Annotated in this window: 26 protein-coding genes; 11 read left to right on the top strand and 15 right to left on the bottom strand. The window is 32.1% G+C overall.

Annotation, left to right across the window (positions count from 1 at the left end; translation table 11 throughout):
• The first annotated feature begins 41 nt into the window (after positions 1–41).
• From ACUUYC_RS12515 to ACUUYC_RS12505, 3 genes are all read left to right on the top strand, one after another.
• Positions 42–971, top strand: coding sequence for a hypothetical protein (locus ACUUYC_RS12515; RefSeq protein WP_474266213.1), 930 nt, complete (start codon positions 42–44; stop codon positions 969–971).
• A gap of 170 nt (positions 972–1,141) precedes the next feature.
• A complete protein-coding gene (locus tag ACUUYC_RS12510; protein ID WP_474266212.1) occupies positions 1,142–1,618 on the top strand; it encodes an RNA polymerase sigma factor in 477 nt (158 codons plus the stop codon).
• An 11-nt stretch (positions 1,619–1,629) separates the two neighbouring features.
• Positions 1,630–2,241, top strand: coding sequence for a hypothetical protein (locus ACUUYC_RS12505; protein WP_474266211.1), 612 nt, complete (start codon positions 1,630–1,632; stop codon positions 2,239–2,241).
• A gap of 42 nt (positions 2,242–2,283) precedes the next feature.
• Here the strand turns inward: ACUUYC_RS12505 and ACUUYC_RS12500 are convergent, their stop codons facing one another.
• From ACUUYC_RS12500 to ACUUYC_RS12485, 4 genes are all read right to left on the bottom strand, one after another.
• Positions 2,284–2,619: a hypothetical protein gene (locus ACUUYC_RS12500; RefSeq protein WP_474266210.1), complete on the bottom strand. Its 336-nt coding sequence runs from the start codon at positions 2,617–2,619 to the stop codon at positions 2,284–2,286.
• Positions 2,607–3,176, bottom strand: coding sequence for an RNA polymerase sigma factor (locus ACUUYC_RS12495; protein ID WP_474266209.1), 570 nt, complete (start codon positions 3,174–3,176; stop codon positions 2,607–2,609). The genes ACUUYC_RS12500 and ACUUYC_RS12495 overlap by 13 nt, the downstream gene beginning before the upstream one ends.
• A 3-nt stretch (positions 3,177–3,179) precedes the next feature.
• The gene (locus ACUUYC_RS12490; protein WP_474266208.1) at positions 3,180–3,542 is read right to left on the bottom strand and encodes a DUF6249 domain-containing protein; all 363 of its coding nucleotides are present in this window, start codon (positions 3,540–3,542) and stop codon (positions 3,180–3,182) included.
• A gap of 116 nt (positions 3,543–3,658) precedes the next feature.
• Entirely contained in the window at positions 3,659–5,155 is a 1,497-nt protein-coding gene (locus tag ACUUYC_RS12485) for an MATE family efflux transporter (protein WP_474266207.1), read from the bottom strand.
• A gap of 174 nt (positions 5,156–5,329) precedes the next feature.
• On the opposite strand from ACUUYC_RS12485, the gene ACUUYC_RS12480 reads away from it, so the two are divergent.
• From ACUUYC_RS12480 to ACUUYC_RS12470, 3 genes are all read left to right on the top strand, one after another.
• The gene (locus tag ACUUYC_RS12480) at positions 5,330–5,857 is read left to right on the top strand and encodes a class I SAM-dependent methyltransferase (protein ID WP_474266206.1); all 528 of its coding nucleotides are present in this window, start codon (positions 5,330–5,332) and stop codon (positions 5,855–5,857) included.
• A gap of 3 nt (positions 5,858–5,860) precedes the next feature.
• Positions 5,861–6,730 carry a glycosyltransferase family 2 protein gene (locus ACUUYC_RS12475; protein WP_474266205.1) on the top strand — a complete coding sequence of 290 codons (870 nt, stop codon included), beginning with the start codon at positions 5,861–5,863 and terminating at the stop codon, positions 6,728–6,730.
• 119 nt (positions 6,731–6,849) lie between these two features.
• Positions 6,850–7,599, top strand: coding sequence for a LytR/AlgR family response regulator transcription factor (locus ACUUYC_RS12470; RefSeq protein ID WP_474266204.1), 750 nt, complete (start codon positions 6,850–6,852; stop codon positions 7,597–7,599).
• Here ACUUYC_RS12470 and pafA read toward each other — a convergent pair.
• Positions 7,596–9,275 carry an alkaline phosphatase PafA gene (gene pafA, locus ACUUYC_RS12465; protein ID WP_474266203.1) on the bottom strand — a complete coding sequence of 560 codons (1,680 nt, stop codon included), beginning with the start codon at positions 9,273–9,275 and terminating at the stop codon, positions 7,596–7,598. The two genes, ACUUYC_RS12470 and pafA, sit on opposite strands and share 4 nt — an antisense overlap.
• A 146-nt stretch (positions 9,276–9,421) precedes the next feature.
• Between pafA and ACUUYC_RS12460 the strand changes: the two genes are divergently transcribed.
• Positions 9,422–10,159 carry an MlaE family ABC transporter permease gene (locus tag ACUUYC_RS12460; RefSeq protein ID WP_474266202.1) on the top strand — a complete coding sequence of 246 codons (738 nt, stop codon included), beginning with the start codon at positions 9,422–9,424 and terminating at the stop codon, positions 10,157–10,159.
• Positions 10,160–10,930 (top strand): ABC transporter ATP-binding protein, encoded by a 771-nt coding sequence (locus ACUUYC_RS12455; RefSeq protein ID WP_474266201.1) that lies wholly within the window; start codon positions 10,160–10,162, stop codon positions 10,928–10,930. It begins immediately after the preceding gene.
• 83 nt (positions 10,931–11,013) lie between these two features.
• Here ACUUYC_RS12455 and ACUUYC_RS12450 read toward each other — a convergent pair whose 3' ends face one another.
• Positions 11,014–11,382, bottom strand: a complete 369-nt coding sequence (locus ACUUYC_RS12450) for a hypothetical protein (RefSeq protein ID WP_474266200.1) — start codon at positions 11,380–11,382, stop codon at positions 11,014–11,016.
• 156 nt (positions 11,383–11,538) lie between these two features.
• Between ACUUYC_RS12450 and ACUUYC_RS12445 the strand changes: the two genes are divergently transcribed.
• A complete protein-coding gene (locus ACUUYC_RS12445) occupies positions 11,539–12,021 on the top strand; it encodes a hypothetical protein (RefSeq protein ID WP_474266199.1) in 483 nt (160 codons plus the stop codon).
• 101 nt (positions 12,022–12,122) lie between these two features.
• On the opposite strand, the gene ACUUYC_RS12440 is transcribed toward ACUUYC_RS12445, so the two are convergent.
• The 5 genes from ACUUYC_RS12440 to ACUUYC_RS12420 all read right to left on the bottom strand — a co-directional run bounded on the left by ACUUYC_RS12440 (position 12,123) and on the right by ACUUYC_RS12420 (position 17,297).
• Entirely contained in the window at positions 12,123–13,610 is a 1,488-nt protein-coding gene (locus ACUUYC_RS12440; protein ID WP_474266198.1) for a DUF389 domain-containing protein, read from the bottom strand.
• Positions 13,611–13,613: 3 nt separating this feature from the next.
• The gene (locus tag ACUUYC_RS12435; RefSeq protein ID WP_474266197.1) at positions 13,614–14,690 is read right to left on the bottom strand and encodes a mannose-1-phosphate guanylyltransferase; all 1,077 of its coding nucleotides are present in this window, start codon (positions 14,688–14,690) and stop codon (positions 13,614–13,616) included.
• Between the two features lie 149 nt (positions 14,691–14,839).
• Positions 14,840–15,439, bottom strand: coding sequence for a SprT-like domain-containing protein (locus ACUUYC_RS12430; RefSeq protein ID WP_474266196.1), 600 nt, complete (start codon positions 15,437–15,439; stop codon positions 14,840–14,842).
• Positions 15,440–15,601: 162 nt separating this feature from the next.
• Entirely contained in the window at positions 15,602–16,267 is a 666-nt protein-coding gene (gene pncA, locus ACUUYC_RS12425) for a bifunctional nicotinamidase/pyrazinamidase (RefSeq protein WP_474266195.1), read from the bottom strand.
• A 112-nt stretch (positions 16,268–16,379) separates the two neighbouring features.
• Positions 16,380–17,297 (bottom strand): DUF4349 domain-containing protein, encoded by a 918-nt coding sequence (locus tag ACUUYC_RS12420; RefSeq protein WP_474266194.1) that lies wholly within the window; start codon positions 17,295–17,297, stop codon positions 16,380–16,382.
• A 134-nt stretch (positions 17,298–17,431) separates the two neighbouring features.
• On the opposite strand from ACUUYC_RS12420, the gene ACUUYC_RS12415 reads away from it, so the two are divergent.
• Both ACUUYC_RS12415 and ACUUYC_RS12410 read left to right on the top strand, forming a co-directional pair.
• Positions 17,432–18,346 (top strand): hypothetical protein, encoded by a 915-nt coding sequence (locus ACUUYC_RS12415; protein ID WP_474266193.1) that lies wholly within the window; start codon positions 17,432–17,434, stop codon positions 18,344–18,346.
• Positions 18,343–18,876: a hypothetical protein gene (locus ACUUYC_RS12410; protein ID WP_474266192.1), complete on the top strand. Its 534-nt coding sequence runs from the start codon at positions 18,343–18,345 to the stop codon at positions 18,874–18,876. The genes ACUUYC_RS12415 and ACUUYC_RS12410 overlap by 4 nt, the downstream gene beginning before the upstream one ends.
• Positions 18,877–18,973: 97 nt before the next feature.
• On the opposite strand, the gene ACUUYC_RS12405 is transcribed toward ACUUYC_RS12410, so the two are convergent.
• From ACUUYC_RS12405 to ACUUYC_RS12390, 4 genes are all read right to left on the bottom strand, one after another.
• Positions 18,974–19,810, bottom strand: coding sequence for an HvfC/BufC family peptide modification chaperone (locus ACUUYC_RS12405; RefSeq protein ID WP_474266191.1), 837 nt, complete (start codon positions 19,808–19,810; stop codon positions 18,974–18,976).
• The gene (gene bufB / locus ACUUYC_RS12400) at positions 19,810–20,742 is read right to left on the bottom strand and encodes an MNIO family bufferin maturase (protein WP_474266190.1); all 933 of its coding nucleotides are present in this window, start codon (positions 20,740–20,742) and stop codon (positions 19,810–19,812) included. Before bufB ends, ACUUYC_RS12405 begins: the two co-directional genes overlap by 1 nt.
• 187 nt (positions 20,743–20,929) lie before the next feature.
• Positions 20,930–21,700: a hypothetical protein gene (locus tag ACUUYC_RS12395; RefSeq protein WP_474266189.1), complete on the bottom strand. Its 771-nt coding sequence runs from the start codon at positions 21,698–21,700 to the stop codon at positions 20,930–20,932.
• Positions 21,701–21,716: 16 nt separating this feature from the next.
• Positions 21,717–23,219 (bottom strand): ferritin-like domain-containing protein, encoded by a 1,503-nt coding sequence (locus tag ACUUYC_RS12390; RefSeq protein WP_474266188.1) that lies wholly within the window; start codon positions 23,217–23,219, stop codon positions 21,717–21,719.
• Positions 23,220–23,421 lie beyond the last annotated feature (202 nt).

Below are 23,421 nucleotides of genomic sequence, written 5' to 3'. Positions count from 1 at the left end.
ACAGTTAATCATATATATTGCTATAACATAAAGAATGATCCATGAAAACTCTTTTTAAAATTATATGCATATCATTCGTACTACTATCTTGTTCATCAAATGACAATGACATTCATAATGTTACGACATATCCTTCATTTGGTGTTGAAATCGAAGTAACTATTAATGGTTTATCGTTTGATGCTATGGAACCGTTTATATCTCCTGATGGAAATTATCTGTTCTTTAATAATTTGAATGACGGCATTAATACAAAACTTTATTATGCAACTAAGGTGAATGATTCAACGTTTAATTATGTAGGAGAGTTATTAGGTGTAAACCAAACAACAAGCCCACATTTAGATGCAGTTGCTGATATGGATAGTAGCGGAAATTTTTACTGGACATCAACTCGAAATTATCCTGCTGAATTGAATAATCTTTTTCATGGCACTTTTAATGCAGGAACCGTTAGCAATATTGGACGAGTACAAGGAAATTTTAATATGAATACTCCTGGCTGGCTTGTAATGGATCATGGAATAAGCTTGGACGGACAGTTTTTGTACTTCAATAATGCACGGTTTGATAATGCAACTTGTCAAGGTCCTTGCGAAACAATACTTGGAATTGCACAAAAAAGTAATGCTTCCACATTTAATACACTTCCAAATTCAGCAGCCATCTTACAAAACATTAATGATGCAAATTATATTTATTACGCGCCATGTATAAGTAGTGATAATTTAGAATTGTATTTCACACGTTATTTAAAAGGTCAAATTACACCAAGTACAACTTTTGAAATATGCGTTGCTGTTAGAAGTAATTCGTCAGCAGAATTTTCAACTCCAAGCGTTCTATTTTCTGAAAGTATTGCAAATTTGGTTGAAGCGCCTACGTTGACTTTAGATAAAAGCAAGATGTATTATCATCAAAAAAGTAGTAATTCTCATAAAATAATGATGAGATATCGAACTTCTTTATAAAGAAAGATTACGACTAGTAACTATAATGCTGGTCAATTTGAATCTACTATATAGGCTTTAATTTTTTGCAAAAAGTAACTTTAACAAACACATTAGCAAAAAATAATATCCAAAAAAACTGTGATTTTTATTTATTTCTGCGAATAATGATATAAAGAACTGAGTTATTAATGGATGAAAAAAAGTTTATATCTATAATTGAAAATCATAAAGGCTTAATTTTCAAAGTTTGCAATTCTTATTGTAATCTAAACGATCGTAAAGATTTAGAACAGGAGATTCTGATTCAATTATGGAATTCGTTTAAAAAATATAATGGAAGTGTTCAAATTTCTACTTGGATATATAAAATCGCATTAAATACCGCAATTTCGCATTACAGGAAAAGCTTAGTTGAGAAAAAAAGAGCTTCTATTGTTGAAAAATCAGTCTTAACTTTTCCTGAATATGATATAGAACTTGATGAAAAGATTAAACTTTTATATGAATTTATAGAAAAATTAAATTATATCGAAAAAGCCATTATTCTGCTATATCTAGACAAGTATACGTATAATGAAATTTCTGAAATCATAGGGCTTTCAAAAACAAATGTCGCAACCAAAATAAGTCGAATAAAAATAAAACTTAAAGAACAGTTTAACTAATCTACAGAGTTATGGAATTAGATGATTTAAAAACAAATTGGACAAACAATGACAACATACTTAAGTCTAGCATAACAGTAAACTTAGATGAGTTAACAAAAAGAAATTTAAACAAATCTAAACGCGAATTATCTAAACCTCTTATGCATGAAATAGCAAACGTAATCGTCATCGCTATAACAGCATTCCTTGTTTTAATATGTTCAATTATTTACATCAATGAACTCAAATTTAGTATTCCAGGGTTTATAGCCGTAATAATAGCAGCTTTCTACTTTTATTTATCTATTGTAAAAACTATTAAAATTTCTAAAGTTGATTTTATAAATTTGACTATTATTGAAATTCAAAAAGAGATTTCTGCTATATCTCTTCTAATTTTAAAATTTCGAAAACGTGAATTAATACTATTTCCAATTTTCATCATTTCGGCTTTACCTATAATATTCAAATCTATACAACAACGAGACTTATATGCAGATATACCTTTTTTTATATTTGAAATTATTTTTATTATTGGCTTTGGACTAATTGGAATGTTCTGGATAAACAAGAACCTTTACGATAAAAAAATAAAGAGAGTTCAACTATTCTTAAAAGAAATAATAGCATTTGAAGCGTAAATCATCTTGCAAAATTATAGACTCTATTTTTTTAGAATACTGTTATTCGTTGCGCTGCTTGAGTTTTAAAAACGATTCCACTTGCGTAAAAAATAATGTAGCAAATACTATTTGAAAGCTCAGCGCAATTATGTTTTGATCGACTCCAAGAAGCGGTTCTTTTAGTTGCGATAACAGTATCGCTATTACAAAACCAAATATAGATCCGATAATAAAGAAAACCCTTGAAAGCTTAAGCTCTTTCATGATCTTACTTTTTTTAGCTGCCTTTTCTTCAATAAGGTGCATTATTGAATCTTCAAAATCAGAAAAAGGCATTTCTAGCTTACTTTTCGTCATCAAATCCGCAAAAGCATCGTTCTTTTCTAATTCATCCATTGGTCAAATGTTTGTTCGTTATCTTTATAATGCATCGTTAATATTTTCTTCATATTATTTCTTCCACGATGTAGTAATACTTTAATATTGGTTTTGTTCCAACCTGTAATGTCCTCAATTTCTTTAATACTGTGTTCCTCTAAATAGAATAAACGTAGTCCTAAACTTTCCTTTGCTCCTAACTTTTTTAGTGCTTCATTAATGTAGTATTTCTGATAGTCTACATCCGTTTTTGAAAGCATTTCATCAGCTTCAGTTTGGTCATGCACTATCATTTCTTCATACACTAAAAAGTCCTTTTTACGTTTGTTTAAAACTTTAAAAGCTTCATTGACAACAATCCTATAAAGCCAAGTACTAAATTTCGCATTTCTTTTAAAGGTATAAAGTTTTGTATATGCTTTAATAAATGAAGTCTGCAAAACTTCTTGGGCGATAAATTCGTCTTTCACAACGGACATTGCATACGAATACGATAGATTTTTGTATTTCTTAATTAAGAAACGAAACGCATCTTGGTTACCATCTAGTACTTTTTGTATGTAGATGTCATCCATATACTATTCTGTTTTAGATTTGTCTACTTTGCTTGCTATGATCATTCCAATGCCCGCAAACATGAATATGGATATAAAAAGGATGAGCCCTTTATTTAAACCTAAAGAAAAATTCACCAATATCGAAAAACCAATAACAGCACCAATAGAAGTAGTCAAAAGAATAATACCTGTTTTCAGAAAGTTAAAACCGCTTTTTTTCTTCTCCATCAGTTTATCTACATCGTAATTTTTTTCAATAATCAACAAACGTTCTTTTGCTTTTGCTTTATATCTTACCATCCAAGCCAAATAAATGATAATAATAAGCCCCATTGCTAAAATAACAACTAAGTTATCCATTCGTATTCCTATTTCTGTCATCATATTATATTTTTAAGTTACATAGATAAGATACTTTACAGACGAAAAAGGTTACGTCTACAATTCAATTTAAGAAAAATGATTGTCTAAAGAGTCGTTTACATCAAGAAACTAAACGATTACTTCACTCCTATTTTACTAGAAATCCAATCGTTTAACATTGGAATCATACGAAGTTTATAAATTACAAATCCATTCACGAGCATGCATGTTCCTACTTTTAGAATAATATCTACAATCACATTGTTGGTTGTAGGAACGTTGTGCAATACCGTTACACTTCCTAAAAACGCTACTAATAGTATACCATGTTTTTTTGTGAATGGTTGAATTTTATATTTTGAATAGATAAAAATCAGCTTCACACTATTGTATAATGTCATAGAAATCAACGTTGCATACGCTGCGCCTTCAATTCCTAAGTTCAGATATTTGATAAAGTAAATATTCAGAGAAATATTTAGCACGACTAAAATCGCAATCGCAACCATGTTGAAACGATAGTATTTTGAATACAATAATATGTGCGAATTAAACGAAGTACTCATATCAATTACCACATTAAAACTCAAAATTAAAATCACAGGAATTGTATCAAGTAAGTTTTCACGCGTTGGTAAAATTGAAAATAAATCATCCACACCTAGAAATATACAACTCAGCAAAAATCCGCCAAGCGCAAATAACAACATGGAAATTTCTTTGTACTTTTTTCCTAATGAAATAATATCATCTTTTGCGATATATTCTCTAATAATTGGACTGTAAATGGTATACAAACCAATTGCCGGAATTGCCAATGTAGCTGCCAAAACCACACCAATACTATACGTTCCGTTTGCAGTCATGGCATCTGATTCTATCAAATTTGGCACCATAATTCCGTCTATTTTAAACGCCAGTAACGAGCCTAAAATACTTAGAAAAGCAAACATGCTATATTTTATATATTCCTTTCGAAACGAACTATCAAATACTTTCTTATAAGAAAAATTGAATTGAATATTCGCGACTTTTTTCACATACAATAATGCAATCATAAAGAGTGCTACAAAACAAAGTACATAAATTATTTTTCCTGTTTCAACAGTAATAATTCCTGCTAGTAAGAGTAAAAATATTGTTGGGAAGAATACTTTTAAAGAAAAGCGTTCTAATACTGTAGGAATCGCTATTTTCTTATAATTTGATGCTTGTCGTTTACTTACATCCATAATCGCGAAAGCAAAACCAACTACAATAGAATATTCTATATAATCAAACGCATGAAAATCTGGCAATATACTTGAAAACGAATTTGCTAAGAGCAAGAAAACAATTGAAAACAGAACACTATTGATAACGACAATCAACAATGTACTGGAGAAAAATATGTTTCGTTTTTCAGCTATATCTTTAAAACGTGGAAAATAATTGACCAGCGATTGCGAAGTTCCAAATACAAAAAACGCCATGAGAATTTGTGCACCATCAAAGATGTACCGAATGATTCCTAAAAATTCTTTGTCATTTGGATAAATAAAAAGTGTAGACACAATTCCAATTGCAGCACCAATGTAATTGATAATGCTAAATTTGAGCGCTTGCGATGATACTTCCTTTTGTTGTTTTTCCAATCGTAGAGATTCTTATCAACACAAATTTACATAAATGTCTGTATTGTTGGTTTAAATGATGAAAAGATTCAAGAATTAAATGTTTAACTTTTGGTTAAAGTATTTAAAATTTAACCGATCTACGCAAGTCTAACAACTCTTTTGCATATATTTGTATATACCAAGACACATTAAATGTACAGTAAATTTTATCCACATAAACGCTATCGCTATACGCTTGATTTTTTAAAAGAAGTCATTCCTGAAGGTGCTAAGATTTTAGACTTAGGCGTTCCAAATCCTTTTTCTGAAATTATGGCGAAAGAAGGATACATTGTAGAAAATACAGAAGGAGAAGATTTAGATGTAGATTTTTCTTCCGTACAAGAAAGTGATGCTGAAGTGGTTACTGCTTTTGAAATTTTTGAACATTTGGTAGCGCCTTTTAATGTTTTAAAAGAAATCAAAGCAAAGAAAATTGTAGTTACAGTTCCATTGCGATTGTGGTTTGCTACTGCGTACAGAAGTAAAACTGATCCTTGGGACAGACATTACCATGAATTTGAAGATTGGCAGTTTGATTGGCTATTAGAAAAAGCTGGTTGGGATATTATTAAAACAAAGAAATGGACAAATCCTTCACGTCCACCAATTGCACCACGTCCAATTTTACGTCACTTAATCCCGCGTTATTACGCTGTGTATGCAGAACGCAAAGCATAGTGTATGAAAACGTATATTGTCATTCCGGCACACAATGAAGCAGCACATATAAAAGCTACGTTGACTTCCATTGTATCACAAACAAAGCTTCCGGCAAAAGTTGTGGTTGTAAATGATAATTCTTCTGATGATACCGAAATTATTATTAATCAGTTTATTGAAAAGCATTCGTTTATCACAAAAGTAAATACAAATGCTACCGACGAACATTTGCCTGGCAGTAAAGTAATTAATGCATTCTACAAAGGTTTTGAAACCTTAGATAATGATTTTGATATTATTGTAAAACTTGATGCAGATATTATTTTACCAAATAACTATTTTGAAACTATCGGAAATCATTTTAAAGATGATCCAAAGATTGGAATTGCTGGCGGACTTGCATTTATTGAAAAAAATGGCAACTGGATTTATGAAACAATTGCAGATAAAAATCATGTACGTGGACCATTTAAAGCTTATAGAAAAGCGTGTTTTGAGGAAATTGGCGGATTGCAAAAATCATTAGGTTGGGACACAGCCGATGTATTATTAGCTCGTTTTTATAATTGGAAAGTACATGTTAATCAATCATTACATGTAAAACATTTAAAGCCTACTGGGAACGCTTACAAACAAAAAGTGCATCGCAAACATGGTGAAGTATTCTATAAATTAGGTTACGGATTTTGGATTTCATTAATTTCGGCTACTAAAATCGCTTTAAAAAAGAAAAGTTTTGCAGTCTTTTCAGGATATATGAAAGGTTTTTTTGCCGCAAAAAAAGCAGCAATCCCTAAAATGGTTACTTCCAAACAAGCACATTTTATTCGTTCATACAGAAAAACACAAATGCTAGCTAAGCTGAAAAAGTTATTCTTATTTAGACAGTAAGAAAATTAGCGAATGTCTTTGTTTATTTTTTACAAAAATTACGATCTTCCATAAATTAACCGTATTTTGCTGTCAATATTATCCTTCATTTCCCTATATCAAGTAAAAAAAATGTTCATATGATTACCGCAGTTATTGTAGAAGATGAAAAATCTTCAATGGAATATCTTTTGTCTATTCTCACAAAAAATCATTCCAGCATTCAAGTTCTCGCATCAGCATCCAATGTTGACGCCGCAGTGGCGATGATTAAAAAAAATACACCAGACATTGTATTTTTAGATATTCAATTGCAGGATGGGAGCGGTTTTGAAGTACTTGATAAACTTAAACAAGAAATGGCTTTCGAAATAATTTTTACCACAGGTTTTTTAGATTATAAAGAGCGTGCCATGGATTATTTTGCTTTTTATTACCTCAACAAACCAATTCAAGAACATGAATTGAAAAAAGTGTTGGATATGTATTTTGTAAAACGAACTTCATTCGATGTGCAAAAATATATGGCTTTTAGAAGTCAAATTAAGACGAAGAATCAGGTAATCTGTGTCATGGTTAAAGATGAATATATTCATATCAAATTAAAGGACATTGTTCATTGCGAAGCTTCTGGAAATTATACTTTTGTTCATACAATTAATGGTAAAAAATACTTAGCATCTAAGAACTTAAAACGTATAGAAGATCTTATCGAAGATGATGCTTTTTACAGAGCACACCGATCAACATTGATTAACTTGCGACATGTAACAAGTATTTCAAAAGACGGAATTGTATACATGAGCAATGAAGCCGAAATTTTAACTTCCGTAAGAAATAAGAAGAAAGTAATTTCAATGTATAAATTGTATCAAGAAGTTAATAACTAGTTCTTTAATACTGCTTCAATTGGATCTCCTGTTGCTCCATTTGGGAATGAAATCCCCAAGATAGCTGAAATCGTTGGCGCAATATCCGTAATTTTAGTACGTTGCAAAGTAGCTCCTTGTTGAATTCCATTTCCATAGAATAACAACGGAACATGCGTGTCATAATTGAATCCTGAACCGTGTGTAGAACCTGTTCTTCCGTATGAAATTGTAGATGGTTCTAATACATAACACACATCTCCTGATCGTTTTTGGTTAAACCCTTTTTGTATCGCTGCAGCAATTCCTGTTGTAAACTCTGATGATACTAATGTAGTACGCGTATATACTTTTGAAATTTGATCGTAGGCTAACAATTCACTTTTTAAAGCGTTTTCTATGGCTGTTGCCGAAATATCTAAACGTTTAATTTCTTTATAATTTAAAAAGATTTGTCCGTTTGAAATGTTTTCAATTAAATTTTCGCTTCCGAACTTATCTTTTAAGAAAGCTATCAAATGTGTTTTTAATACTGATCTTTCAAAATATCCAGCCGGAATGTTCATGCTTTGCAAATATGTTGGCACATGTACAGCCGCATGATCAGCCGTTAAAAAGACTGTATAGTTTCCTTTACCAACTTCTGCATCAAGCGTAGCCAATAAACGTTCTATATCTTTATCTAATCGTAAATACGTATCTTGAATTTCTTTAGAGTTTACACCAAATTTATGTCCAACATAATCCGTACTAGAATAACTCAATGCTAACATATCTGGCGTAGTATCTTTTCCTAATTGTTCCCCTTTTATGGCTGCAATAGCAAAATCAGTTGTCAAACTATTTCCATACGCAGTACTTTTTAAAATATCAAAACCACCATTTTCATCTTTTAATGCTGCCAAATCGTAAGGAAAACTTGCAGTAGCTTTTCCTTTAAATGTTGCTTCAAATTCATTTATATCTGGTCCGCTTTCAGCGTATGTATTAATATCATACAACGTATTCCAAGTAGTTAGATACTTTTCTGCAGTATCACTAGTATTAAATTCTTTTACCCAAGTTGGTAATTCATTTCTATAATATGTACTTGTAATCCAGTTTCCTTTGTCTTTTCCATAAAACCAATATGCACCATTAGCGGCATGTCCGGCTGGTAAAACAGCGCCTCTATCTTTAATAGCAACTCCAATAACTTTTCCACGTTGCTGTGTTGCCAAACGCAATTGGTCAGAAACAGTTGTAGTTCGCATTCTGTGCGGTGACATTTTGCCTTCGTATTTATCATTTACACCAACAGAAGTATAATTTTCATCAAAAGCACAATACACAGAGGCTTTTACAAATTTATTATACCAATCGTTGGCTATAATCCCATGATTTTGTGGCGTAGTTCCTGTGTATACAGAAGCGTGCCCAGGACCTGTATACGTTGGAATATAGTTGTAATGATTATTTTTACAGTTATAACCTTCATTTATCAAACGTTTAAATCCGCCTTCACTATATTTATTTTCAAACTGCGTTAAATAATCATAGCGCATTTGATCTACAATAATTCCTACGACTAATTTTGGAGCTTTTGTAGCACTTGTTTCGGTTGTTGTACTTGGCGTTGTGTTTTTTACTTTCTGGTTAACAGATACACATTGAATAAAGAAAAAGGATAAAATACCTATATATATAATTCTTTTCATGATGAGGCGTTCTCGTTAGTTTGAATTTAGTCTGAATGATTGCTTTTAGTGTTCCAAAAATAATCGTTTTCTTTCAATTAGTTTTATCTAAACATTAAATACCTGAATTATTTTATTAGGTTGCCCGAATAATGTATTTTTAACCCATGATTTACCTAGAAAATATAGGACGCTATTTTTTGATGTTGAAAAGCGTATTTAGCAAGATGACCAAATGGTCAATGTTAAGAAATCTTATTTTTAAAGAGATTGATGATTTAATCATTGGTTCTATGGGAATTGTATGTTTCATTTCCTTTTTTGTCGGTGGTGTTGTTGCCATTCAGACAGCTTTAAACATCAACAATCCGCTAATTCCAAAATACTTAGTTGGTTTTGCTACACGACAATCTGTAATTTTAGAGTTTGCTCCTACATTTATTTCCATCATTATGGCAGGAAAAGTAGGTTCATTTATTACGTCGAGTATCGGAACCATGCGTGTTACTGAGCAAATTGATGCGTTGGAAGTTATGGGTGTTAATTCACTGAACTATTTAGTATTCCCAAAGGTTGTTGCAATGACATTGTATCCTTTTGTAATTGCAATTTCTATGTTTTTAGGAATTGTTGGTGGTTGGGTTGCTTCTATTTATGGGGGATTTTCTAGTAGTGCCGATTTTATACAAGGATTACAGATAGAGTTTGATCCGTTTCACGTAACGTATGCTTTTTGCAAAACATTACTGTTTGCTTTTGTATTAGCTACGATTCCATCTTTTTATGGTTATTATATGAAAGGTGGCGCATTGGAAGTTGGAAAAGCAAGTACAACTTCGTTTGTATGGACGAGTGTTGTTATTATTTTATTGAATTATATCGTCACACAATTATTACTTACATAAATGATTGAAGTTAATAACATAAAGAAGTCGTTTGATGGTGTTGAGATTTTAAAAGGAATTTCGACAACATTCGATAAAGGCATCACAAATTTGATTATTGGTCAAAGTGGTTCGGGTAAAACTGTTTTCCTTAAATCATTACTGGGTTTATTTACTCCTGAAGAAGGTACAATTTCATTTGATGGAAAAATTTATACTGAACTTTCTACGAGTGAGAAAAGAGATTTACGTACTGAAATTGGAATGGTTTTTCAAGGAAGTGCTTTGTTTGATTCAATGACTGTTGAAGAAAATGTAATGTTTCCACTTCGTATGTTTTCCAATCAGGCTTTGAGTGAAATGAAAGACCGTGTAGATATAGCTTTAAAACGTGTTAACTTAACTGATGCACATCATAAGTTTCCGGCAGAAACATCTGGAGGAATGCAAAAACGTGTTGCAATTGCGCGTGCTATTGTGATGAATCCTAAGTATTTGTTTTGTGACGAACCCAATTCTGGACTTGATCCAAAAACGGCTATTGTTATTGATAATTTAATTCAAGAAATTACAGACGAATACAATATTACTACCGTGATTAACACGCATGATATGAACTCTGTAATGGAAATTGGTGAAAAGATTGTTTTCTTAAAAAATGGTCACAAAGCTTGGGAAGGCACCAATAAAGAGATCTTTAAAACAGACAACGAATCCGTTACTGATTTTGTATATTCTTCTGATCTGTTTAAAAAAGTAAGAGAAGTATATTTGAAAGAATTAGAAGGATAGTTTCTACACAAACTCAAAATTACTTTCTGCATAAAAAAAGCGAACCGAAGTTTGCTTTGTATAATTTATTGATACTTTTTAGCTTACCAAATATTTATAGTTTCTGTAAAATTGACATCGCCAGTTACTTTTATAAGTAGTTTTGAAGGAATAAAGCTTTTCCCTTTGTATTCTGGTTCTGTGGAATAATTTAGACTTTTCCCTTCATGCAATAAACCTTCTATCATTTTATCAAATCGTTGCTTGAATTGTTGTGCAAATTCAGGAGCATACAACGTATTCATTGGACTGTCTTCTCCACCAAATTCTAACGGCATTAAATGTACTTTAACCAATTCACCTTTATTGTATAAATCGATAGCTTTTTCATTGCTATCAATAACACTAAAATCAGGACTATTTTGAGAAGACGGCTCATTGCCTTTGTCTTTTTTCTTAAACCAATTAAACATATTTTTTTATCAAATTTTAAATTACTAGAAATATAATCTTACTTTTTTATTTAACTGGTTTTTACTTCATTGCTTTATAATTCCTACGGCTTTCCCATAACTAAAAGACTAGTATTCAACTTATCTTTAAGATTATTAATCTCTAAAGTTATGATTATGAAAAAGATTCCTTTTATTTTATTACTCAGTTTTACACTTTTTATCTCTTGCTCTTCAGATAATGAAATACTATTTGAAGAAGATACCTTAGAAACTGTTGAGGCAGATGCAACAATTGAAAAATCATTTTATATTCCTCCAGGAGCAATCGTAACTAATGTTCCAGTAACGTTTAATGGCTGCATTACGTATACGTTAAATGTACAAACAGTGAAATATAATTCTGCGGTAACATTATCACCTGACACTTCCTTTTTGAATAACCCAGGAAATAATGCTACAGTATATATTGATATCGTTCCTTCTCCTTACGGACAAATCATTTCTACTCCTGTTACAGCTAGTAATCAATATATTTTTGTGAACAGTCAATATTTAAATGGACGAACCGCTTTTTATTGGCGAATGCGAATCGTAAATAATACTTCTTATAATTGTTGGCCAAACCCAACAAGTTGGAATTTCCAAAATTTAAACTAATATCGTTTACTACTTAGTAAATTCTAAATTATCACCAATTTTTAATACAATTTTATAATAGCGAACTTCGGTTCGCTATTTTTATATCTTATATAATGTTATCATTTAATACGTTCAATAATCAACGTATCTAAAGTTAATTCTTGTCGCAGCCATGTTTCCAATTCTTTCTCTCGAAGTGTTTGCACACTATCCGTTAATGCTGGATTCCACTTTACAGCGGCTACTGGAATGGTATCAACTTTTATAAAATCTTTGGAATTCAACATTTTTGCAAATCCAAATTGACGTAAGTCTGCATATTTAATTTTTGCATCTCTCGCAACTTTACTAAACGCAACATAGCTTTCGTTTTCGAGTGAAGCTTTAGATTCTAATTGACTATTTAAGTTTGATACTTCTTGTTTCAATTCTGTAATTTGATTTTCAAGTCCTCGAATGACTAACTCTTTTTGATCCAAATCTTTATAAGCTCTATCTAAAGCATCTGAAATCTTATCTACACTTCTATTTTTATTACCAAAAACTTTTAACTCAAAATCTTTAATAGTTTCATAGTTCTGGAGGTCACTTCTATACTGAGCTTCTAATACAGATGAAACTTCTCCATTGAAATGGAGGAATATTTTTTTATTCGTAACATCTAAATCTTCTTTTCTTTTTTGCAGCCAAACTTCTGGATTTTTTTCTATTTTATCTACAAATAAATTATAATCCCTTTCAGCATTACTACTTTGAAGCACATTCCAAAATGTCCAAACTGCAGGAATCATTACCGCTAATGCAACTACGGAAGCCAATTGCGAAATACGTTTACGCTTCGCAGAGTTTGCATACTTTAACATTGGGAAACGCAACAGTTTCAAGACTAAGAAAGTTGCCAATCCAATGAAAATAGTATTGATTATGAATAAATACATTGCGCCGCCTGCGTATTCCCAACCTTTTACGCCTCCTTTTGCCAATCCAAAACCTACGGTGCATAATGGCGGCATTAAAGCGGTTGCAATTGCCACTCCAAAGATTACAGAAGCAATAGTTCCTTTTTTGGTTCGGGCTATGATTAACGCCAAACCTCCAAAAAAGGCAATTAATACATCACGAATATCAGGTTTTGTTCGTGCTAATAATTCTGAAGAATCTGTTTGTAATGGAAAAAATTTAAAGAATAGAAAAGCCGTTAATACACTTAGCACAACCATGACACCAAAATTGATCAGTGATTTACGTAATGTATCAATATCATTAATTGCAATGGACATTCCCATTCCTAAAATCGGCCCCATTAATGGAGAGATTAACATGGCTCCAATTACAACAGCTGTTGAGTTTGCATTTAATCCAACCGAAGCTATAAATATAGAACATACTAAAATCCAAGCCGTTGCGCCTTTTAACGGAACATCCTTTTTGACATCTTCTATCGTTTGATCTTTATCTACATCATGACGAATGTCTAATAGTTCATATAAAAACACTTTCAAACCTTGCCACAAACCTTTTGCATCTGTTGGCGGCGTTGTTTCTTCTGCTGTTTTTGGTTCGTCTTCTGAAAAATTGAACTTATTTTCTTCTCCTTCTGTACTCATACTTTATCCGTAATTTTCGCCAAATTTATCTTTGACTTTCTGTAATACTTTCTTAATATCTTGCTCTTTTGCTTTAGGGTAAATAAGCAATACATCTTCTTTATCTACGACAATATAATCATTTAATCCATCAATTACCACGACTTTTTTATCCGCAGTACGAATCATATTTCCACTTGCATCTTGCAAAACGGTTTGTGCATTTACAACTGCATTTCCGTTTTCTTCTTTATCAAGTTTATCATATAAACTCCCCCAAGTTCCTAAATCATTCCAGTCAAATGTTGCAGGCAATACATATACATCCGTTGCATGTTCCATAATGGCATAATCGATAGAGATATTTTCGGCTTTACCGTAATTATCACGAATAAAATCGTCTTCAAAGTCTGTATTATAAACCGCTAAACCTTGTTCAAATAGCTCGTATAATGTTGGTTGAAAGTTTTCAAAAGCTGCAACAATCGTCTCTACGCTCCAAATAAAAATTCCTGCATTCCACAAATAATTTCCACTAGCTAAGAATTTTTTAGCAGTTTCATAATCTGGTTTTTCCGTAAATTGATGTACTTTTTTGATTGCATTTTCATGTTTCTCAAAATTGATATAACCGTATCCTGTATTTGCAAATGTTGGTTGAATTCCTAATGTCATTAATACATTTTCCTTTCCACACTTGTCAAATGATGCTTGCAAGTTGTCAATGAATGCATTTTCATCTTCAATCCAATGATCACTTGGTGCAACCACCATAACGGCATTTGGGTTTTCCTTCTGAATTTTTAACGAAGCATATAAAATACACGGTGCTGTGTTTCGCATTGCAGGTTCTAAAACGACTTGCTTTTGCGTTGCATCTGGCAATTGTTCCAATACCAAATCGTTGTATTTTTCATTGGTAAGAATGTATATATTTTCTTTTGGAATTAACTTACTGAGTCTGCTAAATGTTTTTTGGATAAGTGTTTCGCCTGTTCCTAACATATCGTGAAACTGCTTGGGAAAACTAGAAGTACTAACAGGCCAAAAACGCGATCCTACACCGCCAGCCATCAGAATTGCATAATAATTCGTATTCATTGTCATTAATTATTCTTGGTAGGTTTACCGTTATGTAAGCAATATAATACAGATTGCTGAAATAACTAATAAAAGTGTAGATTATTAACGACTTCGTAACGCTGAACGGCCTATTAAGTCTGTTTTAATACATTTTAAATATTAAATACTTAACTCCGCAACAACTCTACTTCTGCATTTGGATTGAATAAATAGATACGTCCTGTAGCAACTTCCTGGCATTCGTAACGTTTGATACGTTTGTTTCCACGTTTGAATATTTTTCCATTGTGCAATCGGAATGTGCTTCCATGTGGAATTTCAAATACATAGTTTTTATCGTTCTCTGGATCGTATTGTTTGAGTGCTAAGGCGAATTTTGCATCTGTATCACTACTTGCTTTTGGATTTTTGAAATGATTTGCCACAATAGGCAATATTTTTACTGGAAATATTTGCGGATTGATAAATGGCAACATTAATTGCTGAAATGTTCGTTTCCACTCTATTCCATGTGGTTTTATAAGCCTTCCATGTTTCTCATATGCAACTAAATGCGCAATTTCGTGAATAAGTGTCACAAAAAATCGATACTTATTTTCACCTGCATTTACTGTAATTATGTGTCTTCCATCAGGCATTCTGCGATAATCTCCATGTCGTGTAACACGCTGATTCACAATTTTTAAGTGTACTTGATGCTGCTTAATTAGTTCAAAAGTAGGTCCGACGGCTCGTTCGGGAATATATTTGGCTAGAATATTTTTCACAATTCAAAAGTAACAATTTGTTTTGAAAAGAGATAATAATACCAAATAGAGCAACTGACAATTCACGGAATCTAAACTATCAGTTACCTCTATTTTATAAATTGTATGCTTTTATTTCTTCGCTTTTCTCCATCTTTTGTAAAAGAAATTGACTTTACTTTTTTAATAAGACTCACTAATTATATCGTTGCTATTAATAACTTTCACTCCAGCATTTATTAGTTCTTCTTTAACAGCATTATTACTTTCTTCAGTTGTAACAACTGGTTTTGTAGCATCGAATACAAAGTAGGAATCATATCCTAATTTTTTTCCATCCAAAGCAGTCCATTTTACACAATAATCTCTCGCAAGTCCAACAACATAAATGGCTTCAATATTTTTTTCTTTAAGAATAGCATCCATTTCTGTTTGCTCAAGATGATTATTATCAAAAAACGCTGAATAACTGTCTACATTTGGATTTTGTCCTTTGAGTACAACTTTATCAATAGACTTACTATCCATTTCTGCATGAATTTCAGCACCTGAACTATTTTGAATACAATGATCTGGCCATAAAGTTTGAGGAGTTCCATCGTCTAAAATTATCTCATCGTAAGGTTTATATCCTTCATGATTAGAAGCAAATGAAATATGATTTGCTGGATGCCAATCTTTTGACGCAACAACCAAACTCCAATTAAGCTGCATAAGGTCGTTTATAGGTTTTATAAGATCATTTGCGTCTACTACTTCAAGTGAACCGTCTAACATAAAGTCATACTGCATATCAATTACTAATAAAGCGCTTTTTTCATAATTTACAGCTTCCGTTTTTTCTTTCATGATTATTTATTTTATATAGATTTAGTTATTGTTAAATCTATAAAAATCCTACCTATAATCAAAATATTTCTTACACCTCATTACTTCTTAATATAATAGTTTCACTACTATTTTATTTAGCTTTTCTCCATCTTTTGTAAAAGATCATTCCCAATACAAACAGTATGATGATTGGCCAAATGTATAAGATTCCAATTGCAATATTTTGAATAAAGTTCCAACCTGTTACCAATCCTTCTTTTGCTTTTGCTAAAAACCCCTTTTTGTATGCTACTGGCTCTTCTTTATATGTAATAGTTTCATAAATTTCAACCTGAATTGTACTAAATGCAACTCTATTACTCATGTATTTTATTTTTCCTTGCGCTGCTTCTATTTCTTCTTGAATGACACGTAATTCATTTTCTGTTGCCAAAATATCTTTTACCGTTTTTGCATTTTTACGCAATACAGTTTCTAAACGTTCTTTTACTTCTAACTTCGTTTCTAAACGACTTTGTGCGTCTAAGTATTTCTCAGTCACATCCGTTGTAGAGATGTTTACATAATCAGTTTCTTCGGCAAACTTCTGAATACCATCCAACATGATGTCAAAGTTTTCTTTTGGAATTTTTATGGTGAATCTGTTTTGCTTTTCATGATAATTTTTATCGTATCGCAATTCAGAAATGTAACCACCATTTAAATACATGACTTCTTTAATTTCACTCAGCGCTTTTTCAATATTCTTTACTTTGTATTTTGTACTTGCCGTTTTAATGATTTTTAAATGTTTTGGAATGTTCGATTCAGCAATTGAAGTTGGTTTATATGATGTTAAACCTTTGCTCTTATCTGCTTCAACTTTAAAATCTTCTTTATCATCTGCATCAGCCGTATTTACAACATCATAGTCATTTCTGAGATCTACATTTTCAAGCGCAATTGATTCTTTTTTATAGTCTTCACTTGTATTACAAGAAATGGAGATCAAAAATAGAAATAGTAATAAATATGATTTTACGATTCGTTTTAGTGTGATTACATTCATAATTTTATATTTTTAAGGATTACGAATACAAACCTATTGGAGTTTCACCGTGAAGCTTTGTAAATGACTTGTAACGGCTTTGTAAATTAATTTACAAAATACAAATAACTGATTATCTGAATTTTACATTTTAATTGAATACAGAAAAAACATATTATTTTTCATTACTAAAAGAACAAATTGCAACCACATTCCTGGTTTCGCATGCAGCTTCTAGTGATATTCGTGAGTGGAAAGGAAACACGATTACAGATTTTCAAGAAGATGTACGCAGTAAAACCAACGACAGTATTAGCGAAAAATGGTTTTACACATATATTAAGAATGATGCCGAAAAATTGCCAAGAGTAGATATGCTCAATTTACTTAGCGTATATGTTGGTTTTGACAATTGGAACGATTTTGTACAGCATCAGACAGAGAGTAAACAATCAAAAGAAGTAGAAAAAATTACTAAAAAATCATCTCAAAGACTTGTTTGGTTGCTTGTGTTTTCACCTATCATACTGCTTATTTTTTATAGTTTACTTTCAAAAGAAAATACGTTTTCATTTTGTTTTACAGATGCTGATCAGCGTGAAGCTATTACGAAGGTTCCATTAGATATTGAAATACTACGGAACAATGAATCATCCTTATATTTTAAAACCGATAGTTTAGGTTGTTTTACATATACAACACCTGAAAGTGAATTGAAATTTGTGGTAAAATCACCCTATCATAAAACGGATACGATTGTGCGACATATCAATTCTAGCAATCATAAAACGGTTCAATTGCAAACAGACGATTATGCATTAATGTTGTTGTATTATGCAAATGGAAATAAAAAAGATTGGAAAAAACGCCGTGAACAATTGCAGGAATTAATTACGAATAACGCTCAGATTTATAGAGTTTTTAAAGATAATATTGGCATTGAAATCTATACAAAAAAGGAATTCATTAACTTATTAACGATTCCGACAAGTAGCTTAAAAAAGATGCAAATTCTAGATAAAACATATGTGAATGATAAGATTGTGAAACTTAAATTTATGATTCAATGATGAAAAATATTGTATACATACTGTGTTTCTTGTTGTGTGTTTCGTGCGCAAATAATGAGTCTAAAAATTCAATCCCTACAATGGAATCTGAAGATTTTAAAGTTGAACGAAGTGATCAGTTAGAAGATGCCGATCTAAAAACTAAAGATGATATTAAGGTTGATTTTTCTTTGGATAATATGAATTTAGAGATTGAAGAAAAGTTACAAGCCAATTACGAAGCAACGATTTTAGCTGCCAAACATCCTGAGTTTCGAGACGCTATTAAAGAGCAATTGGCAAATTCAGACAAATTCCATTTTACACTATCGGATTCTATTAAAAGTATCGAAATTAAAGATATTCTATTTTCAGGAAACATGCGTGAACGCAGTGATAGCACTTCTACACAAAAGGTTTCATATACAACATTTATCAATTCAAAACACGCACAAAAAGATAGTGTTTTAGTTGTAATGAAACGTACAATGATTGTGATTGATAATCAAATAAAGATGAATACATCGTTTACGTTTGAGAAGATTGATTAGACTTTTTGTCATTCCTGCGTAGGCAGGAATCCATAGTACTTCTAAGTGGATTCCGCATCAAGTGCGGAATGACAGATCAAAAATTCAGCATGACGCATTAATTTGTCACATGGAGCGCAGTTGAAATGAAAAAACCTTCTTCCAGCCATTTTGCTTTCCATTGTTGCCAATAGTTTTCAAACTCTTCCTTATCAACATTATGATGCGATACAAAAAACTGTTTTGTTTCAGCAATTGATTTTGTCTCTTTCAGTTTCGCTAAGAAATGATATTGTACAGGAGACAACTCAAACAATCCCAATCTGTAATTTTGGCGTAACAATACACAATGACTTTTTTGCTCAAATGGCAACTCAGGATTTCTATCATTCACAACTTCTTTGTAATATAAACTAACTGGAAATTGATGCTTGTATAAATGAAATACTGGCACTAGTTTTAAGTCTTCTTCTTTTGTATTTAAAGTTGCTTTCTCGTGAGTTTCATCTGCTTTTTCATCAAATATAATATTGACTAAGTATTCAAAATTTGCAAGTTCAATCATAAAATCTGGCCACGATTCTTTGACCTCAGCATCTTTATCTGGTCGTGTTTCTTCTAAAAATGTTCCAAAATGTTGTCCTAAATCAGCTAGTGTATAACTTTTGGAGGGATACTGATGTAGATATAAATCTGCAAATTGCAGAAATAGTTGATTTCCTAACGCATGACTTAATGCAGGAAATTGTGCAATCATACAATCTCGCAAACGTGCAATATAACTTCGTTGATAGATTTGCACATGTTGTTTTGCCGAGAGTTTTGAAGTCGATTTTACAAAGTCTTCATAATCATTTCGAAATTGTGGATTTATCAATTGTGCTTGCATCCATTGTTGAATTTGCGCAAAACTTTTTTGTGTCGCTTCTCGCGATGTATCTCTTTTGATTTCCATTATTCTACAAAATCTTTTGCCACATTCGCTACCATAAAATCAATCGGATTGGAAACAGTCTCTTTATCTTGCTGAGTAGTTTCAGCCGTAACAAATTGTTGTTTGAAACCATTCATGTAATTTTTCGCTTTTAACAATTCTGCGTGACAGACATCAAATGCTGGAATATTTCCGTCCCATTCTAATAATGTAGACGTTCCACCTGTACGTTCCCAAGCCAAACTAAATAGTTCCCAAACTGGATCAACAACAGGACTATCATGTGTGTCAATTATATGATCACCATTGTGTTGATGTCCCGCTAAATGCATTTGCACAATACTTTCGTGCGGCAAACCTTCTATGTATTCCACAGGATCAAATTCATTATTGAAAGAAGACACATATACGTTATTTACATCGAGTAATAATCCACAATTCGTTTCTTCCACCATGTATTTTAAAAATTGCCATTCAGGAATTGTTGATTGTTGAAACGTTAGATATGTACTTGGATTTTCGAGAATTAATGGTCTTTCCAGATAATCTTGAACTTGTTTTATTTTCGTAGTAATCAACTTCAGACTTTCTTCATTTAATGCTACAGGTAATAAATCGTGAGAATTCAAACTTAAAACACCTGTCCAACACAAATGATCGCTTATCCATTTGGGATTGATTGCTTTCGATAGATTTTTTAATCGTTTGAGATAGTCAAAATTCAAATCATCAGTACTTCCTATAGACATGGAAACACCATGCATTACTATTGGATACTTTTCTGCAATTTGATCTAAGATATACCGTGGTCTTCCACCAGAATCCATAAAGTTTTCTGAGATAATTTCAAACCAATCTACTTTTGGAGAATGTTCTAGAATATGATTAAAATGTTCTCCACGCAAGCCTAAACCCAATCCTAAATCGGGCAATTGTTGTACTTTTTGTTTCATGTATGCTTTTTGATGTTGGCTTTTTGTTGACTTGAACTAAACTATTCAACTTCTAAACGTCACTTCGAGTGAAATTTTAGTATAAATTTTTGTATCGAGAAGTACTCTGAAACTGTAATGATTCGAAGTAGTTCTCGATACGCTAAATCATAGATTTAGCACTCGAACTGACGCTTTATATTTCTATTTACTTCTTAGAAGCTTTCTTTTTAGACTTTTTCTTCTTCTTATCTTTCGCTTCAGTACAATCGCAGTTTTCGATCGTATTTTTTAATTCTTTACTACTTTCTAAACAAAACTCGTTAGCGCTAGTAGCTGGATCATTCTGTCCAAAAGAACAGTATTTATCTCCACTACTTCCACAAGATTCTCCTCTTCCATTAGCTTTTAACCATTTTACTGGCGGTCCGTATTGAAAAGGTGCATCACTTACAGTTCTGCGTGATTTATCCATACGTTCTTCAAAGAGCTTACGTGCTAATTGCCATACACTTCTTCCTTTATTTGCTCCTTGTGTAATGAAACGTTCAGCAGGAATTGGTGTTCCGCAACTTCCCTGCCATGAACAATCGTTTGCTCCTGGTCGACATTGTTCTTCTGTATCTCCATACAATCCACATCCACCTTGACCACGACAATTATTTAAAGTGTGACAACTATGTACTTCCGTTGCACAGTATCCAGCACCTGCACAATCGTTTGTTCCAAAACGATCATGACCTTTACAAGCATTTAATCCCATACAAGCGTGTAACTCTAAAGGTACTGCAATGTCTTTTTGTTTTGATGGTGTACTTCCTCCACTTCCACAACCATTAGATCCGCCGCCGCTACTGCAACTGTTTGCTCCGCTACTACTGCCACTGCTGCAGCTATTTGATCCGCTACTGCTTCCACCACTACTTCCACAACTATTTGCTCCGCAACTATTTATTGCGCTATATTTAAAATCTTTCATGTCTTTATCCTTTAAATTATAAAATACCTTTATTGTTCTCTACTAGATATGCTTCTAGTGGCACATCTGGCAAATCTTTAATTCTACCTAATATTGTTTGAGATACAATAGAACTTGAAGCCATTGCAATTCCTGCTAACTTTATAATTTGAGATTTTGGACTTGATGATGCTTCAAAATCATAATCTTCAAGTGTAGCAGCTACGCTTTGTTTTTCTCCACTACTAGCTGTATAACTTAGCTTAGACATCGTTCCACATAAGTTGTCTAGTAACCAAATCATAGATTTGTGAATTCCAAACATAAAGATTTCGTATTGTTTGTGTCCTGCAGTTTTATAACATGCTTCGGCCATTATAAAGATATAGGTATAAATTGCATTCGTAAGATTGGAAACATCTTGAATGGCTGTTGGATAGTCAGAAGTACTTGGGTTTTTAGGAAGATCTCTTACAAAGTATTTAGTAAAATCGAAATCCTTCGTTCCTAAAAATGTATTCAATTCGTGGGTTTTTCTTTGAATCGTACAGTATACTTCTAAAAATTTATCAAAGTGTGACAATTCTTTCTTGTCTTTATCATCGTAATCTAATGGATTAGTCATTCCACTTTCTAGTGGAAACAATGGACAAACTACTTCTCCTGTTGATGTTAAGTGATCTCCTACTATTTTTATTTTATCTCCTAATATATCAACTGTTTCGGAAGCTCCTTCTCCTTGTTCTATAATTTCATGCATTGCATGAATTGCAGAGTTTTTACCTTTTACATGCACCAATCCGCCACTATCATCTGCATTAGGAAATTGTGGTTTGTGATTTTCATCATAATATATAGTATCAATATTATTTTGTGCATAGTATCCTTTTTCAGGAAGTAGTTGTGGCGCATCTCCATTAAAATCTGAATCTTTCAATTCTGTTTTAATACAGTTAATAATTAGATCATAGTATTCACCAATTGTAGTATACTCAATCGCGTTGCCTTTTTCTGCTTCATTAACATTGAAAGGTAATGGACTTTCAATTAGCAAGAACGCATGTAACTGTTCTAACGAAAGTTTTCCTCTATTAATTTCAAATGCAGGAACATGTCCTGGTAAATACGCTGGCCAAACTTTTGGTGTTTTTCCAACTAAGCTAGGAACACCTCCATACGGTGGTTTTAAAGCATTTTTAATATTTGAAGATAATGACATGTGTAACATTTCCTCTACGGCCACACTCATGATTAACCCACCGGCTTTATTAGCAAAAACCATAATATCTAATGCCAATTGTGCTGCTACTGCTTGTAATTCAGCATCTGATTTTTTCTTTTTCTTACCTTTTTGAGTCGCTTTCATATCTGAAAGAATATGTGCTTCTACATCAGACTGCGATGGAGTTCTATTAATTGAATAATATGTGTATAGATACACAGGAATTGTGGCAATCTCAATTTCAATAGCTTGTTGCATTGCTTGCTTGAGATTTGACTTTGTTACCTTTTTTGGCAACTGGAAGAGTAGTCCATTCATAATGTAGTTAGTTTTATTTTAATGGTGATTTTAAAAGTAGGTATTCTCTTTTGTTTCTACATACGTAAAAATACTTGTTTTATGAATGGATAAATTACTACAAATATTTGGTTCGCACTAATATGTAAAAGAAATGTAAGATCAATCTAAATTAGAGGTAAAAAAGAATAGCAACTAAAATAGGCATCCTTTTTGATTATGT

The sequence above is a fragment of the Kordia sp. E genome, from assembly GCF_056033805.1.
Note: the sequence above shows the minus strand (reverse complement) of the source record. Positions and strands in the feature narration are given on the sequence as shown.

Bases quoted from the DNA above. Each gene is read 5' to 3' on its own strand.
- ACUUYC_RS12515 (WP_474266213.1), top strand. From the start codon at position 42: ATGAAAACTCTTTTTAAAATTATATGCATATCATTCGTACTACTATCT.
- ACUUYC_RS12510 (WP_474266212.1), top strand. From the start codon at position 1,142: ATGGATGAAAAAAAGTTTATATCTATAATTGAAAATCATAAAGGCTTA.
- ACUUYC_RS12505 (WP_474266211.1), top strand. From the start codon at position 1,630: ATGGAATTAGATGATTTAAAAACAAATTGGACAAACAATGACAACATA.
- ACUUYC_RS12500 (WP_474266210.1), bottom strand. From the start codon at position 2,619: ATGGATGAATTAGAAAAGAACGATGCTTTTGCGGATTTGATGACGAAA.
- ACUUYC_RS12495 (WP_474266209.1), bottom strand. From the start codon at position 3,176: ATGGATGACATCTACATACAAAAAGTACTAGATGGTAACCAAGATGCG.
- ACUUYC_RS12490 (WP_474266208.1), bottom strand. From the start codon at position 3,542: ATGATGACAGAAATAGGAATACGAATGGATAACTTAGTTGTTATTTTA.
- ACUUYC_RS12480 (WP_474266206.1), top strand. From the start codon at position 5,330: ATGTACAGTAAATTTTATCCACATAAACGCTATCGCTATACGCTTGAT.
- ACUUYC_RS12475 (WP_474266205.1), top strand. From the start codon at position 5,861: ATGAAAACGTATATTGTCATTCCGGCACACAATGAAGCAGCACATATA.
- ACUUYC_RS12470 (WP_474266204.1), top strand. From the start codon at position 6,850: ATGATTACCGCAGTTATTGTAGAAGATGAAAAATCTTCAATGGAATAT.
- pafA (WP_474266203.1), bottom strand. From the start codon at position 9,275: ATGAAAAGAATTATATATATAGGTATTTTATCCTTTTTCTTTATTCAA.
- ACUUYC_RS12460 (WP_474266202.1), top strand. From the start codon at position 9,422: ATGATTTACCTAGAAAATATAGGACGCTATTTTTTGATGTTGAAAAGC.
- ACUUYC_RS12455 (WP_474266201.1), top strand. From the start codon at position 10,160: ATGATTGAAGTTAATAACATAAAGAAGTCGTTTGATGGTGTTGAGATT.
- ACUUYC_RS12450 (WP_474266200.1), bottom strand. From the start codon at position 11,382: ATGTTTAATTGGTTTAAGAAAAAAGACAAAGGCAATGAGCCGTCTTCT.
- ACUUYC_RS12445 (WP_474266199.1), top strand. From the start codon at position 11,539: ATGAAAAAGATTCCTTTTATTTTATTACTCAGTTTTACACTTTTTATC.
- ACUUYC_RS12440 (WP_474266198.1), bottom strand. From the start codon at position 13,610: ATGAGTACAGAAGGAGAAGAAAATAAGTTCAATTTTTCAGAAGACGAA.
- ACUUYC_RS12435 (WP_474266197.1), bottom strand. From the start codon at position 14,690: ATGAATACGAATTATTATGCAATTCTGATGGCTGGCGGTGTAGGATCG.
- pncA (WP_474266195.1), bottom strand. From the start codon at position 16,267: ATGAAAGAAAAAACGGAAGCTGTAAATTATGAAAAAAGCGCTTTATTA.
- ACUUYC_RS12420 (WP_474266194.1), bottom strand. From the start codon at position 17,297: ATGAATGTAATCACACTAAAACGAATCGTAAAATCATATTTATTACTA.
- ACUUYC_RS12410 (WP_474266192.1), top strand. From the start codon at position 18,343: ATGATGAAAAATATTGTATACATACTGTGTTTCTTGTTGTGTGTTTCG.
- ACUUYC_RS12405 (WP_474266191.1), bottom strand. From the start codon at position 19,810: ATGGAAATCAAAAGAGATACATCGCGAGAAGCGACACAAAAAAGTTTT.
- bufB (WP_474266190.1), bottom strand. From the start codon at position 20,742: ATGAAACAAAAAGTACAACAATTGCCCGATTTAGGATTGGGTTTAGGC.
- ACUUYC_RS12395 (WP_474266189.1), bottom strand. From the start codon at position 21,700: ATGAAAGATTTTAAATATAGCGCAATAAATAGTTGCGGAGCAAATAGT.
- ACUUYC_RS12390 (WP_474266188.1), bottom strand. From the start codon at position 23,219: ATGAATGGACTACTCTTCCAGTTGCCAAAAAAGGTAACAAAGTCAAAT.